8 protein-coding genes and 1 pseudogene are annotated in these 16,743 nt (G+C 59.5%); 7 read left to right on the top strand and 2 right to left on the bottom strand.

The genetic code is table 11. From position 1 onward, the window contains the following. Positions 1 to 881 (bottom strand): pseudouridine synthase (locus tag CJ255_RS17535; protein WP_124681992.1); only part of this gene is annotated, 881 nt, incomplete at its 3' end. 236 nt (positions 882 to 1,117) lie between these two features. Between CJ255_RS17535 and CJ255_RS17530 the strand changes: the two genes are divergently transcribed. The 4 genes from CJ255_RS17530 (at position 1,118) to CJ255_RS17515 (ending at position 8,881) form a co-directional block, all read left to right on the top strand. After that, on the top strand, positions 1,118 to 1,900 hold the full coding sequence (locus CJ255_RS17530) for an alpha/beta hydrolase (protein WP_245863534.1): 783 nt from the start codon (positions 1,118 to 1,120) through the stop codon (positions 1,898 to 1,900). 527 nt (positions 1,901 to 2,427) lie between these two features. Further along, positions 2,428 to 3,492: a helix-turn-helix transcriptional regulator gene (locus CJ255_RS17525; RefSeq protein WP_097645395.1), complete on the top strand. Its 1,065-nt coding sequence runs from the start codon at positions 2,428 to 2,430 to the stop codon at positions 3,490 to 3,492. 62 nt (positions 3,493 to 3,554) lie between these two features. After that, positions 3,555 to 4,907 carry a magnesium transporter gene (mgtE, locus tag CJ255_RS17520; RefSeq protein WP_097645394.1) on the top strand — a complete coding sequence of 451 codons (1,353 nt, stop codon included), beginning with the start codon at positions 3,555 to 3,557 and terminating at the stop codon, positions 4,905 to 4,907. Positions 4,908 to 5,029: 122 nt separating this feature from the next. Next, entirely contained in the window at positions 5,030 to 8,881 is a 3,852-nt protein-coding gene (locus CJ255_RS17515) for an ATP-binding protein (RefSeq protein WP_097645393.1), read from the top strand. A gap of 234 nt (positions 8,882 to 9,115) precedes the next feature. Here CJ255_RS17515 and CJ255_RS17510 read toward each other — a convergent pair whose 3' ends face one another. Continuing rightward, positions 9,116 to 9,742, bottom strand: coding sequence for a hypothetical protein (locus tag CJ255_RS17510; RefSeq protein ID WP_097645392.1), 627 nt, complete (start codon positions 9,740 to 9,742; stop codon positions 9,116 to 9,118). A 1,219-nt stretch (positions 9,743 to 10,961) separates the two neighbouring features. Between CJ255_RS17510 and CJ255_RS17505 the strand changes: the two genes are divergently transcribed. The 3 genes and pseudogenes from CJ255_RS17505 to CJ255_RS24775 form a co-directional block, all read left to right on the top strand. Further along, the gene (locus CJ255_RS17505; protein ID WP_097645391.1) at positions 10,962 to 12,740 is read left to right on the top strand and encodes a peptidoglycan DD-metalloendopeptidase family protein; all 1,779 of its coding nucleotides are present in this window, start codon (positions 10,962 to 10,964) and stop codon (positions 12,738 to 12,740) included. 89 nt (positions 12,741 to 12,829) lie between these two features. Further along, positions 12,830 to 13,438, top strand: a complete 609-nt coding sequence (gene cofC / locus CJ255_RS17500; protein ID WP_097645390.1) for a 2-phospho-L-lactate guanylyltransferase — start codon at positions 12,830 to 12,832, stop codon at positions 13,436 to 13,438. A 706-nt stretch (positions 13,439 to 14,144) separates the two neighbouring features. Further along, positions 14,145 to 16,743, top strand: a pseudogene (locus tag CJ255_RS24775) (NACHT domain-containing protein); the annotation flags it as partial.

The raw sequence follows: 16,743 nt of genomic DNA, 5'->3' as shown, positions 1-16,743 counted from the left end.
CCGCCGCGCTCAGGCCGTTCCTCGCGTCCTCGCGTCCTCGCGTCCTCGCGCTCTCCGTAGCCGCCGCGCTCAGGCCGCTCCTCGCGTCCTCGCGTCCTCGCGTCCTCGCGTCCTCGCGTCCTCGCGTCCTCGCCTCCTCGTCTCCTCGCGTCTTCTTCGGGCGCAGGAATATGGGCACGTAGCTCCGCAACTTCCGCTTCAGTCAAGGAGCGTGTCTCACGCAGGGGCAGATCGCCAAGCAGCAAATTGCCCTCACGCACACGGATCAAACGGCGCACCTCATAGCCCAGACTATTGGCCATCTCGCGGATCTGGCGCTTCCGCCCTTCACGCAGGACAACGCTATACCAGACCCCCTCATCGCCCGTTTCGAGCAGCGACACCTTGGCGGGCGCAGTCATAGCGCCATGGAGTGGCAAACCCTCACGCCAGGCGCGCAGGGCTTCGATGTCGAGGGGGCGATTGAGCAGAACGCGATACTCCTTCTCCACCTCAAACTTAGGATGGGTGAGATGATGGGTCAACTCACCATCATCGGTAAGCAAAATAAGCCCTTCGCTATCCACATCAAGGCGTCCAACCGGAAAAACCCGGGTTGACACATTCACCAGATCAACCACCGTCGGGCGCTCAAAGGGATCATCTGCGGTCGAGACAAAACCAACGGGCTTATGCAGCATAAGATAGGTGCGCTGACTAGGCTGACGCACTGGTTGCCCATCCAAAAGAATGCTATCCTGTTCGAGATCAACCCGCAGCCCTGGCTCTTGGACAATGCGCCCATTGACACTCACGCGGCCAGCGGCAATAATCGCCTCACAATCGCGGCGGGAAGCAATCCCGGCGCTGGCGAGAACCTTCTGAAGACGTTCTGCACTCACAACGTAACCTTACTACACTTGATTGGATCGAACCACAGAGGCACCGAGGACACAGAGTTTTGGATGTTAGAGCGCACCAACACCGTGTAAGTGCCCTACTACAAACCGCTCTGTGTTCTCTGTGTCTCTGTGGTTCAACCCTCTGTATCTCTTCAAAAACTCTTTACCATCTCCGCAAAACATCGTTTAGTATACCATGAATGGAAACCCTGCTTATGGCTTATACGATCCTGCGTATGCTTACTCTTCTCCTGCTTGCCTATGTACTGGTGTGTACCATGATCTTTTTTTGGCAAGAGCAGCTTATTTTCTTTCCTGAACGAAATTCGCCTGGAACGCGCTACGACTTTGGTATTCCGGTGGAGGAGGTGTGGATTCCGGTGGATGGCGCAAGACTGCATGCGCTCTGGTTTCGCGTACCAGAGCCACGCGGTGCGATTCTCTACCTGCATGGCAATGGTGGAAGCCTGCGGGGATGGGGTTCAGTTGCACCCGATCTGGTGGCCTACGGCTACGATCTGCTCATACTCGACTATCGTGGCTATGGTCAGAGTAGCGGGCGGATCAGCAGCGAGGCCCAGTTGCACGCCGATATGGCCGCCGCCTATGCGTGGTTGCAAGAGCGCTACCCCGCCGAGCAACTGATCATCCATGGCCGCTCGCTGGGCACTGCGTTGGCGGTACGGCTCGCTGCTGAACAGCAGCCGCGCCTGCTGATCCTCGAAACCCCCTTCTACAGCCTAGAGGCAATTGCACGGCGTCAATTCCCCTGGGCACCGCCATTTTTGCTCAAATACCCATTGCGGAGCTACAACTGGATTGGTGCAGTACAAAGCCCGGTGGTGATCATTCACGGTACCAACGACCGCATCGTCCCCTTTGCTGATGGTGAACGTCTTGCTGCCAAGGTGAACGCCCCGCTCACCTTTGTGGCCATCCCAGGTGGGAACCACAACAACCTCGCCAACTTCCCGGCCTACTGGGATGCGCTCGATCAGGCTCTGGGGAGAACACAGTAACCATGAGGTTGTGCTATGCTAGGGGAAAAGGCAAAAGGCAAAAGGGAAAAGGCAAAAGGAAAAAGGGCAATAGCGCATAACTGTTCAGACTTGGGGTAAAGCATCCACCTGGGAGCGCGGGCGTCTCGCCCGCATCAGCATTGGTTTTAGAAGCTGTCTGAAAAGTCTATGGATTGACGTTGGAGTGCCGGCTTTAGCCGGCTAACGCCGGCACTCCGTCGGAGACCAAACAGCCTTTCAGCTTTACCGTTGGAGTGCCGACGTTAGTCGGCATCCAATGGTTGCATACGACATCAGCCGACTAAGGGAAGCGGGTGTTGTTGATTGCCCCGTTGCGTTGCGTTGCGTTGCCGCCCTGAGATGCCGTAGGTAGTGCCGACGTTAGTCGGCTTCCCATCGCTACCAAAGACCTCAGCCGACTAACGTCGGCACTACGATGCCCGCCCATAGACTATTCAGCATGACAGGCTGCTGGGATACGTAACAATTTCTGCTTCCCTAACATCGGCATTCCGTCGGAGAACAATATGAGTAAACCAAGAGGCGGTGGCATCAAACGGAGTTCGTGGCTGACCTTTCGACGGCGGTTGTTGTTGGTACGCATATTGATGCGGGCTCCGGCGAGTAGTGCCGAGTTGATTGCGGCGATTAATCGCGAGTTGGGGAGCCAAGGCTATCCCGAGGCCGCATTGGCGGCGATGAAACACGATTTTGATGCGCTCAAGGGTGAGTATGCGTGCCAGATCACCTATGATCGCCCGCACCGACGCTATATCCTGCGCGATTTGGGCGAATTGGCACTGCTCGATCTCTCCGATGAGAGTATGGAGGCGCTGGCCTTCCTTGAAGCCAGTTTCCCAGAGGGCAGTGGGTTGCCTGAGCATGCCAATCTGCGCGATCTGCTCGAACGGATTGTGCTGCTCTTGCCGCCCGCACGCCAGCGTGAACATCGCCAGCGCCGTAGTGCGATGCGTTTGGGCATCGGGGGCAGTAGTAGTCGGATTGACCCTAAAGTTATGTCAACTGTAAAACGGGCGATTGAACAGCGCCGTGAGCTGGAGTTTGATTATCTTAGCACCTTTGATCTCAGCGAGCCACGGCGTCACCGGGTTGCGCCCTATGGCATCACCTTTCGCCCCGAAGGTCATGGCTACCTTGACGCCACTGTGCTTGAGGTCTTTCCGCGTGGCGGTGAGCTGATACGCTCGGCGATTGATTACCGCCTTGATCGTATTGTTGCCGGTAGTGCCAAAATCCTCGCCACAGTGCTGCCGCCGCTGCGCCCGAGCCCCACCAGTTACCAAGTGCGCTACACCCTCGTGCCCCAAGTGGCCCGCCGCCGCGATGTCGCCAGCTACTTCCCCCAGACCCAGATTACATACATGGACGATGGTAGCGCCGAGATTACTGCGGTCGTCACCAACCTGTGGCAAGCGCGCCAGGTGCTGCTACGCTACGGCGATGCCTGTCAGGTTCACGAGCCACCCGAGTTGGTTGCGCTCTTCCGCCGCACTGCCACCGGCCTCGCCCGCATCTACGGCGTAGAGGAAAGCACAGACGGCGAAGGTAAGGATACAGAAACGAGAACATAGAAAATAGGTTTGCGGCATCGTTCTTGATGGTGCAGAATGTTTACTAGTAATTGGTATACACAATGAGTACGCTGCCCTTGATTGACCGCCAAGAAGCCATTGATCTCGTCGCCGAGCAGCGCTGGGCCGACCTGCGCCCCCTGCTTGCCCGCTGGCCTGAGCCGGAGATTGCCGATCTGTTAGCTGAATTGACCCCCGCTGAACAGGTGGTTGTCTTTCGACTGTTGCCCCGCTTCCTCTCAAGTGATGTCTTTGCCCACCTTGAGGGTGACGAACAGAATGATCTCCTGAGCCAACTGAATAGTGAAGAGACGCGCCAACTGCTGGCCAATCTGAGTCCTGATGACCGTACCCAACTCTTTGAGGAGCTGCCGGGCCAGGCCACCCAGAAGCTACTCAATCTCCTTAGCCCCGAAGATCTGCGTGAAGCGCGCCAGCTCTTGGGGTACCCCGAAGAGAGCGTTGGGCGGCTCATGACCCCCGATTATGTCGCGGTGCGCCCTGAATGGATGATTGGCTATGCGTTGGAACATATTCGGGCGCGTGGGCGCGATAGCGAGACGGTGAATATTATCTATGTGACCGATGCTCAGTGGCGTTTTGTTGATGCGGTTGAGTTGCGCCGGTTCATTCTGCATCCGCCCCACGAGACGGTGAGCCAGATTGTTGATGACAACTATGTTGTCCTCTCCGCCTTCGACGACCGCGAGAAGGCGGTGCAAGCGCTGCGACGCTACGATCTGCCCGCCCTGCCGGTGATCGACTCGCAAGGGGTGATGATTGGGATCGTCACCTTCGACGATCTGCTCGATGTCGCCGATGAAGAGGCGACTGAGGACTTCCATAAGGGGGCCGCAGTGGCCCCACTGAAGACGAGTTACCCCGATGCAAAGATCTACGAACTGGTCAAAAAACGCGCCCCTTGGCTGGTCACGCTGATCTTTGTCAATATCTTCTCTGGCGCGGCAATTGCGGCCTTCGAGGACACGATTGCCGCAGTGGTTGCGCTGGTCTTCTTCTTACCCCTGCTGATCGGCAGCAGCGGCAACGCGGGCGCTCAAGCGGCCACCCTGATGGTACGCGCCCTAGCCATGGGGGAGGTACAACTACGCGACTGGGGGCGGCTCTTTAGCAAAGAACTCTTCGTCTCTGGGCTCTTAGGTCTCTCTATGGCCATCGTGGTCTGCGCCTTAGCGCTCGTGCGCGTCAGCCCCGAAGTAGCTATGGTTGTCGCCCTGACCATGTTTGTCGTCGTGATTGTCGGCAGCCTGATTGGCACCCTCATGCCCTTTGTGCTCAGTCGCTTTGGCTTTGATCCAGCCACCGCAAGTGGTCCGCTGATCACTTCGCTCGCTGACATCGCAGGGGTACTCATCTATTTCTCGTTGGCAACGTGGTTGTTGGGTTTATTATGAGCAGGGGATACGAGTTTTTTGACGCAAAGGCGCGAAGGCGCAAAGTTTTCGACGGTAGGCATGCTAAATTTCCTATTTCCTATTTCCTATCTCCTCACCCCTCTCTCCTTCCCTAACGACACATGCTCCAGATCACTATTCTCAGTACCTTGCACCTTAGCTACAACCATGAGCCACGAGCGTTGGCACCTGGTTCGCGGGCGCATGCGCTGCTGATTTTTTTGCTGTTGCACCATGCGCGTCCACTGGAGCGTACCTACCTTGCGGCCCAACTTGAGCCGGATGTGCCGGAGCGTACCGCACGCCGTCGGCTCTCCGATGCGCTCTATCAGTTGCGCCAGGTGCTTCCGGCGACACGCTTCAGTGGCGATCCACTGAGTCTGAGCTTTACGCTGGCGCCTGGTGATCAGTGCGATCTCTTGGCGTTTGAACAATGCTTGGCCCAACCCGTAGAGCAGCTTGAGGCTCACGCACTGCTGGCGCTGCCCGCACCGCTGCTTGGCCCCGAATTGGACTATGAGTGGCTGCTGCCTGCGCGTGAAAATCTGCATCTGCGCCTACTCAATGCCTTAGAGCAGGCTGCTGCTATGGCTGCACAGCGCAACGAATGGGCCAATGTGCGCGATCTGTTGCAACGGCTCTTGCAGCTTGAGCCCATGCGCGATAGCGCCCAACCAGCCTTGTTGCGGGCCTATGAGGCATTGGGGGCCACAAATGAAGGGCTGCGCCAGTATGAACAGTGGCGTACTCGTTTGCAACAGGAATTTGCCCTCAGTCCCGACCCGGCCAGCGAACGGGCCTACACGGCCCTCTGCCACAACCCCAGCCCCTCGGCGCTGCTTCCCGCGACACTGCCGCTAGTAGGCCGCGATAACGAACGCCGCCAGTTCATGGAGTGGATGGATCGCACCAGTGGGCGCCCGAGCCTCATCCTGCTCGAAGGTGGCCCCGGCATCGGCAAGAGCCACCTGCTCGCCCACGTTGCCGATGATGCCCGCTGGCGCGATTGGACGGTGGCCCAAGCTAGTGCCACAACCCTTGGTAGTGTCATCGAACAAGCCCTACAGCCCTTGCTTACCCCGTTGCAGTATGAACAACTCGCAGCCCACATGCCCTCGGTCTGGTTTGCGCGTTTGCGGATGCTCTTTGGGTGGCAGGGAGGGGGGGAAGAACCGAAGAACCGAAGAACCGAAGAACCGAAGAACCGAAGAACCGAAGAACAGAAATACAGGGGCGCAGAGGACACCCCCTACATGCTGCCGCCGTATGGGGAAGAACCGAAGAACGGAAGAACAGAGGAACAGAAATACAGGGGGGTAGAGGATAACCCTTACATGCTGCCGCCGTATGGGGAAGAACCGAAGAACCGAAGAACCGAGGAACAGAAATACAGGGGCGCAGAGGATAACCCTTACATGCTGCCGCCGTATGATGCGAGTGAGAACGAACCACATCGTTATGACGAGTTGATGCTGCGCTTGATCGAGGGGCTTACCGAGCATACGCCGCTGCTGCTCATTCTCGACGATCTGCATGCGGCTGCCGATAGCACGTTGGCCTTACTGCCCCAATTGGCCAGCTTGCGCCCCCTGCAAGCGCTGGTGGTGATCATCAGTTACCGCAGCAGTGTGCGCGACGATCCCGAACGCTGGCCGTTGCTCCAGCGTCTCGCACCGCTCGCCAGTGGGCGCATGCGCCTCGCACCCTTCGACGAAAACGCCTGCGCGCTGCTGCTGCAGCAGAGCCTTGGCCCATGCAGCCACGACCTCATCGCCCAACTGCACCAATCCAGCGGCGGTTACCCGCTGCTGTTGCGTGAAACGCTCCACCTGCTGATCGAACAGAACGCCCTGCAACGCGGTTCCGATGGCCGCTGGCGCAGCATCCCAAGCAGCCTGGTGGTGCCACAACTCCACGATCTCGACCAGACCATCAGTAGGCGTTTCGCCCACCTTGAGGCCGACGCGCAGACGCTCGTCAACCTGATTGCGCTGCACGGCCAACCCCTGGGGGTACAGCAGCTCGCAAACGCGACGAACTGGCCCGTACAACATGTCATCCAGCAGGCCCAGGGGCTCATTCAGCGCCACCTGCTGCGCGCCGAGCGTGAGGGCTACAGTTGTAGCCACGACATGATTGACCAAGCTATCTGCGCCCGCCTCAGTCCCGCCGAGCAGCGCCACTATCACCACATGCTCTTCCAAGCCTTAGCGCATGCGGGCAACAACGCCTTCAACCTGGGACGGCACGCCTATGGCGCACACCTATGGGCCAGTGCCATCCCCTACCTGTTACAGGCTGCCAGCGAACTACGTGCCCGCGCCGACTATCGTGCGGCCCTCCGCAGCATTGATCAAGCCCTGCACGCCCTGGATCAGGCAGAAGCAGGGGGCACCCAGCACAAAACCTGGCGCAGCGCCGCCCTCTTCGAGCGCATCCAGATCTGGCGCTGGTACCCGCCGCCCAATCCTGCCGCCTATCGCCATGACCTCGAGACCCTTGCCGAGCTATTGCCCGCCACGGGATTGCCACGGCTACAACTTGCCATTGCCCAGATCAACTACCTGCTCGATCAGGGGGCCAACCAAGCCGCCCTGGGGCAGGCCACCACACAGCTTGCCAGCCTTGAGGCCGCTCGTGCCCCGGCCCTAGCCGCACAGCTCCACTGTCAAGCGGGGAAAGCGGCCCAACACCTGGGCGAGAGCGCAACCAGCATCGAGCACCTACGCCAGGCCCAAGCCCTCGCCAGCGCCAGTGGGGCGATTGCCACCGAAGTGGGCGCCTTGGGCAACCTTGCCATCTACGATCACTTTGCCGGCAACTTCAGCGCCGCCCGGGCCGGCTACAACCAAGTGCTGCAGCGTTGCGAAGCCCACGGCCTCATTATGGACGGCCTGATTGCCAATGCGAACCTAGCGAGCCTCGACCATGCCCAAGGGCAGCTTGGGGCCGCCCTGGCGGGCTACGAGCGGGTAGTGATCCGCCTCGAACGCTATGCAGCCATAGATCCACCCGATCTCGAAAATCTTGCCGAGATCTGCATCCAGATCGGCGCCTTCACGCGGGCCGAAGTGCTGCTCAACCAAGCACGCATGCTCTGGGCCGAGCGCAACGGCAGTGCCGCACTGACCCACTGCCGCCTGATCACCCTTGCCCTCGCCCGCCAAGACCTGAGCCGCGCAGAGAGCGAACTGGCAACCCTCCAAGCCCAAGCAAGTGACGACCAGCGTGCCGCAGGCGAAGCAGCCCTCTGGCAGAGCCTAATCGCCCTGGAGCAGGGCCAATGGGCCGCAGTCGAACCGCTGCTCGATCAAGCGGAAGCGATCTACGCGCAGATGGGGGTACGCTTCTACCACGCCCTGATCTCCGCCATGCGGAGCCTCACCGCCGTGCGACAGGGGCAAGCCGAGGCTGCCCAAACAGCCTTAGAGCAAGCCGAAGCAGCCATGGCGGGGCGGCTCCCCACCTTCATCGATCCCCGCTACCTCATGGGTCTCAGCGCCGAAAGCCTGAGCTTAGCGCACCAAGCCGCAGGCTACTTCACCGCCGCTTGGCAGGAATGTAGCAACCATGCCAGCACTCTCAGCCCCGAACTCGCCGCAGGGCTGCACGCAGCCCCCTACACCCAACGGCTCTGGTGGGCAACACAACGGCAACAGGCCGATCCGCATAGGCTCACGCGGCTGCCTTTGAAGCATGCGCCCACCGGACGCCCGCTGCACCCTTGGGAGGAGGTCAACATCCTGTGGGAACTCCCCACCAAAGCACCGAGCGCCAATGAGACCGACTGGCGGCACAACGCGCTACGCAGCCTCATTACGCAAGCAAGCCACCAAGAGGCCGCCGCCACCCTCAGCGCCCTCGCCGAAGCCTTAGGGCTCAGTATGGCCACCATCAGCCGCGAATTGCACACCCTGCGCGAACGGGGGGAACTCTTGGATACACGGGGCGCAAAGCGGCGCGGAGAGATATAGAGAGGTACCGAGGATTGAACCACAGAGGCACCGAGGGCACAGAGTTTAGAACAGTAAGAAGCTGTCTGAAAAGCCGGGGGGTATACACTGGAGTGCCGGCTTTAGCCGGCTAAAGCCGGCACTCCAACGCCAACCCATAGACTTTTCAGACAGCCTCTGCTGATGATGCTCTTACCCCCCACTCTGTGTTCTCTGTGCCTCTGTGGTGTAAATCTCTGTGTTCTCTCCTCTCCTCTATGCCGCATCAACCGTCGTATAGCCCCCGCGCCCATGGGGGGCAAACGCATCAGCCAAATGGCTAATAATCGCACTTGCCAGGAAAAACTCCTGGCGCAACAGCGCACGCAACCCCAGCAGATCGCGCTCACCCCACTGCTCAAAGAGATCAGAAACGGTACTACTCACCAACTGGATATAATCTAACTGGGGCGCTTGGGCCCCCGGCAGATAGATGCGCCGCACCTCAACCGCAATCGGCTCCATGTCAGCCGCCTCAGCGGGATAGTAGTGCTGAAAAGCCTGCATAACCGACCGTTGAAACATGCGCACCAACTCTAGGTCACTCCGATCATACCGTGCTACCACCGTCGCCGTATAGACCCAAGTCAGATCAAGCGGTTCAACCGGCAAACTCCGGCCCTCAGCCAACAACTGGTGGGCTGGCGACCAGGTGAAGCTCAGATCAAGGAAGGGCGGCATATTCTCGCTTGTCAGGGGCTCATCATGATCAGGAAAGAGCTCAAGCCTACACGTCCGATCATGGGTCGCAGGAACCACACTCTCAACAAAAGCATGCTCATGGAAGCCCGCCACCAGCCATGCGTCTTCCAGACCAGTCACCAAATCCTCGTAGCTCAACATGCGCGTAGCCCCTTATACCATTTACGATTGCAGATTGCAGATTGCAGATTGCAGAACATGGCGTCTCAATGGGCTTTCGCGTGCTTGATAATGCGGCATGTTCAAGGGTAATTGGTATTATACCAACTAGATTGGGCTATTGTACCGCCACTAGCCACTAGCGGCAAGGGGGGGCGAGGAGGCGAGGACGCGAGGACGCGAAGACGCGAGGAGGCGAGGACGCGAAGACGCGAGGACGCGAAGCCCTGGACTCTTCGCCTCACGCATCCTCACAACATTGTAAAGCTGTTGATTGCCCCGTTGCTTTGCCACCCTGAGAGGCCGTAGGTAGTGCTGATGTTAGTCGGCTTCCCATCGCTGCCAAAGACCTCAGCCGACTAAGGGAAGCGGATGTTGTTGATTGCCCCATTGCTTGTCCACCATGAGCGAAGGCGCGTAGGAACGTTCCTGTTTGTGCCGTAGGTAGTGCCGACGTTAGTCGGCTTCCCATCGTTGCCCAAGACCTCAGCCGACTAACGTCGGCACTACGATGCCTGCGCCCCATGTTCTATTCAGCATGACAAGCTGCTGGGATACGTAACAATTTCTGCTTCCCTAACGTCGGCACTACAATGGTCGTGAACCATGTACTATTCAGCATGACCGGCTGCTGGGATACGTAACAATTTCTGCTTCGCTTAGTCGGCTGAGGTCACCGACAACCCCTGGATGCCGACTAATGGTCTTCCAGAAATTAATCCGGTGTCGCGGCACGGACTAGACCTGATAGATATGCCAGATCTGCGAGGTCTGGTTAGCGGATTATTTACTGGAAGACCATAAGTCGGCACTACGACGGTAAAGGTGAAGTGGAGATACTTCATCCCATACGCATGAAATTCTGCCGACAACAGACGCTCAAGCAGATCAATGCCATACATGATGCCCTATACCTTGCTATGTAGTATATTATACCAAATCCGATAGCCGATAGCCGATAGCTGAAAGCCGAGCATGGCATCTCAATGCGCTAGATTGTCATTGGGCATGCGGCATGTTCAATGGTAACTGGTATTATACCAGTGTAGATTGCCGAACATGGCATCTCAATGAGCTGTAGTGCTATTGACTATGCGGCATGTTCAACCGTAAATGGTATGATGCTTGTCACTCGTCACTTGTCACTTGTCACTCGTCACTCGTCACTCGTCACTGCCATTAATATTGGAACTGCGATTTCATGAATTGTTTGCGCCCACTTCTGATCCTGCTGCTGCTGATCGCTCTGGTTGCCTGTAGTGCTACACCAGATCCTACACCACCGTCCGCCCCCAGCCCTACGCCAACCCTGCCGCCGCCAACGGCGACCCTGGCGCCAGCAACGCTCCCCGTGTCTACGTCTACACCCACGCCCACGCCCAGCCCTGAGCCTGCTGCGCCCGCGCCACGCGATCCGCTCTTTGACCCCCAGCGGATCAGTTATGCCCACGGGGTTACGACGGGCGATATTCAGGCTCTGCTTGAGGCGCGTGGTAGTAGTCTGGCTACGGTGCGCTTTCAGATTGGCGACCGTTCTCACAGCTTCGCCGAGACACTCATCAACCTGAGCTCGCTCTATAGTCTCAATCCGCTGCTGCTGTTGACGTTCATGGATGTCCAGAGCGGCCTGGTGAGCGGCGGACAAGGGAGCCCTGAGCAACTCGCTTGGGCGATGGGCTACCGTGGCGGCGGCGGAGCGCGCCAGGGGCTCTATAGCCAACTGCGCTGGGCCGCGCTGGAAATGCGCTTTGCCCTGCGCGACTATGCGCTCAAAGGTGCAGCCGCGCCGCCCCCGCTGATTTTTGCCGACGATACGCGCCAAACAGTAAACGCCGAGATTTCCTTCAGTCGCTATATCCTCGCCCGCGTCGTGGCCCCCACCACCACCCCCGATCTCTTGGGTGTACGCATGGAGAGCGTGGTCAACAGCTATGCGCGGCTCTTTGGCGATCCGCGTGAGCCGCCGAGTGATTGGCCGCCCCTGGCCGAACCCTTCCTGACCCGGCCCATGGAGCGCAACTTCCCGGTTACCTCGTTCTTTGACCACGATGCGCCCTTGTTGCGCCCGAATGGCCACATTAAGACCTTCTGGGGCCGTGCGGAGACCGACCGGGCTTTTGCCTACGATGGGCATACCGGCTGGGACTACGGCATGGGGCCGCCCGAACGGATTCTGGCCGCCGCCGACGGGCTCGTTATCTTTGCAGGCAACTCGGATGATGGCTGCGCCACCCCAGCCCGCGCCGTGATCATTGACCATGGTAATGGCTACCGCACGCTCTACTGGCACCTCGATAGCCTCGCGGTAACGACAGGCCAAGAGGTAGCTCGTGGTGACATCCTGGGCGTCGCTGGTGACAGCGGCTGCGCCTTTGGTGCCCACCTGCACCTCCAGGTGCAATACTTGGGGCGCGACGTAGACCCCTACGGCTGGTGTGGGCGTGACGCCGATCCATGGGCTATGAATCCAGCGGGCCAAGTGAGTATCTGGCTCTGGGCCGACATGCCTTCACCCTGCGCCCCTCATCCGCCCGATCTGATCATTGTAGACGAGAACGATCCCGGCTTCATGATGGCGGGGGCTTGGCAAGAACACCCCATCGGCTACGCTGGTGCTTCCCACTTCGCCCCCGTCAGCTTTGCGGGCAGCAGCGCCCAACCCTACCGCACCGCCAATCTGCAAGCGCCGCTCGTTGCCGCTTGGCGCCCAACCCTGCCCCACGCGGGGCGCTACCAGATCATGGCCTACATCCCCTACGCCCTCAACGGCCTCGACGAATCACGCCACGTCCGCTACCTCATCCGCCACGCCGAGGGAACCAGCCTCGTAGAGATCAACGGCGAACGCGAACGCAACTGGTGGGCCGACCTGGGCGAATATGAACTCGACCCTGAAACCGCCCTCGTGAGCGTCAGCACCCTCGCTGGCGACAACCGCCTTGGCGTTTGGGTTGATGCGGTCGTCTTTGTGGAGCGGTAGTAGATTGTAGATTGTAGATTGCAGATTGTAGATTGCAGATTGTAGATTGTAGATTGTAGATTGTTAGGTAGAGTAACCATACGTATCCCATGAACCTCCACGCCATCGTACCACTCAAACGCCTGCACCAAGCCAAGAGTCGTCTTGCGCCGGTGTTGCCGCCGGAGTCGCGGCGCGAACTGGTGCTTGAGATGCTCGAACGGGTGCTGCATACCCTCCAGCATCCCGCTGTAGCAGCCGTTTGGCTTGTCAGTGCCGAGCCCTCCGTGTTGGCTTTGGGGAGCACATGGGGGGCACTGCCCCTGTTTGATCATACCCAAGAACTCAATGATGCGCTCACCTATGCCCGCACGACCGTTTGGGAGGCTGGTGCGAGTGCATTGTTGGTTATTCCTGCCGACGTGCCGCTCATTATTCCCGCCGATGTGGCAGCCCTCGCAACGGCCCTCGCCCAAGGCAGCGATGTTGTGCTTGTCCCCGACGAACACGGGAGCGGCACCAACGCACTGGGCCTACGCCGCCAAGCCAACGACATCCCCTTCTGCTTTGGCCCAGCCAGCGCCCACCAACACCGCGCCGAAGCCACTGCGCGCGGCCTTACGCCCCAACACCTTGAGCTTCCAACCCTCGCACTTGACATTGATCTGCCGGTTAATTTGTATGCGTATCGTACTTTGCAAAGGGTGTGCTATAGTTAATCAGATAAAGAATTTGTTAGCGCGAAGAAGCCCTGGGCCGCGACGTTGGCTGAGCCTGTCGAAGCCACCGTCGCGGTGGCTTCGACAAGCTCAGCCAACGCGACGCCCCCACGCGAGCCCAGAACTTTTTCGCGCTAACAAGAATTTTGGCAATACCACAGAGCCGTGCCCCTGGAGCTACTGGTTTAAGGACAGACAGAACATAGGTTCATTGCCGCACAAGAGCACAAAGGAACGCAACAACACTGCGGTGCCTTCGCCCCGCTCCCACGTTGTGGGAGCGGCGATGCCCGGTTGGTGAGCCTGTCGAACCAGAGCCTGTCGAACCAGAGCCTGTCGAACCAGAGCCTGTCGAAGGGGGCAGGGAGTGAGGGCCATCCTGGGCATCTCAAAGCCCTATCGGTTGCTAGGGAGTGAGGGCCATCCTGGGCATCTCAAAGCTCTATCGGTCGTTACAGTTGAAGGAGAGAACAATGACCGCAGAAATACTTGTTAGACATGGTTCGTGGTAACTTTACCGTTTGCGCCATAGGTAGTGCCGACTTTAGTCGGCTTCCCATCGCCTCCGAAGACCTCTGCCGACTAAAGTCGGCACTACAATATGGTAAAGCGAAAAGCCCCTTTCTGAAACCATGTATAACAATAGCTTTTGACCTCTTTCCTCTTTCCAGTATCCTACCTCCTCTATCCTTCCTGGGAGTACATCATGCCATCACCACCTGATGATGATCTTGCCCGCAAGATTGCTGAGTTGGAGGCGATGCTTGCATTGCCCAATCTGCCAGATGTTGCTCGTCGTCCTCTGGAAGAAGAACTCACCCGCCTGCGTACTGGGCTACCAGAGCAGCCGACGCGCTCACACGATCAGCAGGTTGGTGGCCATGCCTCCGTCGGGGTGGCGGTGGCGGGTGATGTGCGCGGCGATCTTCAGACTGGCGGGTTGCGTAACGAGGGGTTGATTCAGTGCTTCTTTGCTGCTGCTGGAGTGACGCATCCCTCGGATGAGCAGCGCGAATTGGTGGCTGCCTATCTTGCTCGTGTGATCCAGCGTTGTGACCGGATGCGCCTTGCTGGTGCGGTGCGTCGTGAACGTGGTGATGCCGGGGTTGCGACCCTGACACTGAGCCACGTCTATGTGACCCTGGCGGCGACCCGTTGGCTGCTTGTGCGCGAGGCGGCAAATGAGGAAGCGTTTGCTGCGGAGCTTGCTGCGGGCGATCCCGATCATGTGCTTCCCGAAGCGGCCCGGCGCGTGGTGGTGTCGCCGCACGCGGGTGAGTTGGTGGAGACACGTACGCGCAGTGGTACGCCACCCGCTCGCTTAGAGCGGCCCCTGTTACTGACTGAGGCGCTGATGCAGCGCCAGCAATGTGTGCTGCTCGGTGGGCCAGGGAGCGGCAAGAGCAGTTTTTTGCGCCACCTTGCGGTAACCGTAGCCCATGCCGCGCCTGCCGAGCTTCCCGCTTCGTGGCGGGTTGGTGCCATGTTGCCCCTCTATGTGTCGCTCGGTGCCTTTGCGGCTTGGGCCCAGCAACAGCCAACGCCCGCCCTTGATGGCCCGGGACTCTGGCGCTTCTTGCTGACAACCGCGCAGGAGTATGGGCTTGATGGCTTGGAACATGCGCTCAAGCGAGCCTTTCGTCACGGGGGGCTGCTGCTGTTGCTCGATGGCTTGGATGAGGTGGCTGACCCGTCGCTGCGTGCTGCGGTCGCGCAGGCCATAGCAGCGCTCGCTGAACATGGTGGGCGTCTTGCCATCACCTGTCGCGTGCGCTCCTTTGAGGGTGCCGTGGCGGCACCATTCGCTCCGTGGGGCGATCCGGTTGCGTTGGCCCCCTTCAGTCTGGGCCAGATGCGCCACTTTGTGCAGGCGTGGTACAACCGCAGCGCAGCGCATGTTGCCCTTGTGCCAGAAGAGGCGCACGAACGGGTGCAGGAATTGACCACGCGCCTCGCAGACGTTGCAACGCTGCGTGACCTGGGCCAGACCCCGCTGCTGCTGACGATGATCACGATCTTGCACTACTACGAGGGCAAGTTGCCGGAGGATCGCGCTGACCTGTACGAAGATCTGGTGCAACTGTTGCTGACCCGTTGGACTCAGCAGCGCCGCGAGGCAGGGGCTCCGCAGGCACTCATTGAGGCGCTTAAGGCTGACGGGAGCCTTGGTGGATTCAAGGAATTTCATCTGCGCAATAGGTTGGAATTGTTGGCCTACCACGCCCACCAGCAGAGCCCAGCGAGTGACGGGCGTGGTCTGCTTGACCGACATCGTGTGCGTGGGACGTTTGACGACCTGTTTCGCGAGTTTGAGCTTGGGCCGGGACGAGCCGCCGAGAAGGCGGAAGAGGTGCTGAAGCATTTGGAAGAGGAGAGTGGCCTGCTACTGCACGAGGGAGGTGATCGCTATGGCCTGCCGCACCTGAGCTACGAAGAGTATCTGGCTGGCTGCCACCTCAGCCGCCAGGCCGACATGTATATGCGTACGTATGGCCATTGGCAGGCTGATGCGGGGCGCTGGCGCGAAGTCATCTTTCTAGCTTTAGGACGCATGGTGCGTGAGGCGGGGTGCGAGACGGCGGCGGGCTGGGTGCAATTCCTGCTCGCCCCCGCACATGGCGAACGCGTGCGCGACCACGCCGAACGGGAGCGGGCTGCCTTCTTTGCTGCTGAGTGCCTGCAACAGATGGGTGGCAAGGCCGCGCTGATCGGGGCACGTACGATAGCTCTGCCGGAACTCTGGGCCAGTCTAGCCCAAAGCTTGAGCCACGTTGTTGTGGGCCGCAATCTTCCCGCTGCTCAGCGGGTAGAGGCCGGGGGATACCTGGGTGAACTCGGCGACCCGCGCCCCGGCGTCTGCACCCTGCCACCGCCGATGGTTGAGTTTGCGGGTGGCAGTTTTGTGCTTGGCGAACCGAAGGGAAAGAGTCGTTTCGATGATGAAGTGAATGATCAACCTCTCCTGCTGCGCCCCTTTGCCCTGGCCCGCTACCCGGTTACCAACGCGCAGTACCAACTGTTCATCGAAGCGGGCGGCTATGATCCGACCCAGCCTTAGTGGGATGCGGCGGGACGAGCTTGGCTACGCCGTGATGATTATGCGACGAAAGGGCTTGAGCCGTGGCAACGACGAACGCACAAGCAGCAGCCAGAATGGTGGACTGACCCGCGTTTCGGCAAGGCGCGCCCCAACCATCCGCTGGTGGGCATCAGTTGGTACGAGGCGACCGCCTTCTGCGCGTGGCTCACCCAACATCTGCGTGATGGTTACATCTACCGCTTGCCCAGCGAAGCCGAATGGGAGT

Source organism: Candidatus Viridilinea mediisalina, from assembly GCF_002532535.1.
In the GTDB taxonomy this organism is placed as follows: Bacteria; Chloroflexota; Chloroflexia; order Chloroflexales; family Chloroflexaceae; genus Viridilinea; species Viridilinea mediisalina.
The sequence above is the reverse complement of the archived record's forward strand: the minus strand, read 5'-3'. Positions and strand labels throughout refer to the sequence as shown.

What these genes read in the sequence shown, in the direction of transcription:
- CJ255_RS17530 (WP_245863534.1), top strand. Translation starts at nt 1,118, where the DNA reads ATGCTTACTCTTCTCCTGCTTGCCTATGTACTGGTGTGTACCATGATC.
- CJ255_RS17525 (WP_097645395.1), top strand. Translation starts at nt 2,428, where the DNA reads ATGAGTAAACCAAGAGGCGGTGGCATCAAACGGAGTTCGTGGCTGACC.
- mgtE (WP_097645394.1), top strand. Translation starts at nt 3,555, where the DNA reads ATGAGTACGCTGCCCTTGATTGACCGCCAAGAAGCCATTGATCTCGTC.
- CJ255_RS17515 (WP_097645393.1), top strand. Translation starts at nt 5,030, where the DNA reads ATGCTCCAGATCACTATTCTCAGTACCTTGCACCTTAGCTACAACCAT.
- CJ255_RS17510 (WP_097645392.1), bottom strand. Translation starts at nt 9,742, where the DNA reads ATGTTGAGCTACGAGGATTTGGTGACTGGTCTGGAAGACGCATGGCTG.
- CJ255_RS17505 (WP_097645391.1), top strand. Translation starts at nt 10,962, where the DNA reads ATGAATTGTTTGCGCCCACTTCTGATCCTGCTGCTGCTGATCGCTCTG.
- cofC (WP_097645390.1), top strand. Translation starts at nt 12,830, where the DNA reads ATGAACCTCCACGCCATCGTACCACTCAAACGCCTGCACCAAGCCAAG.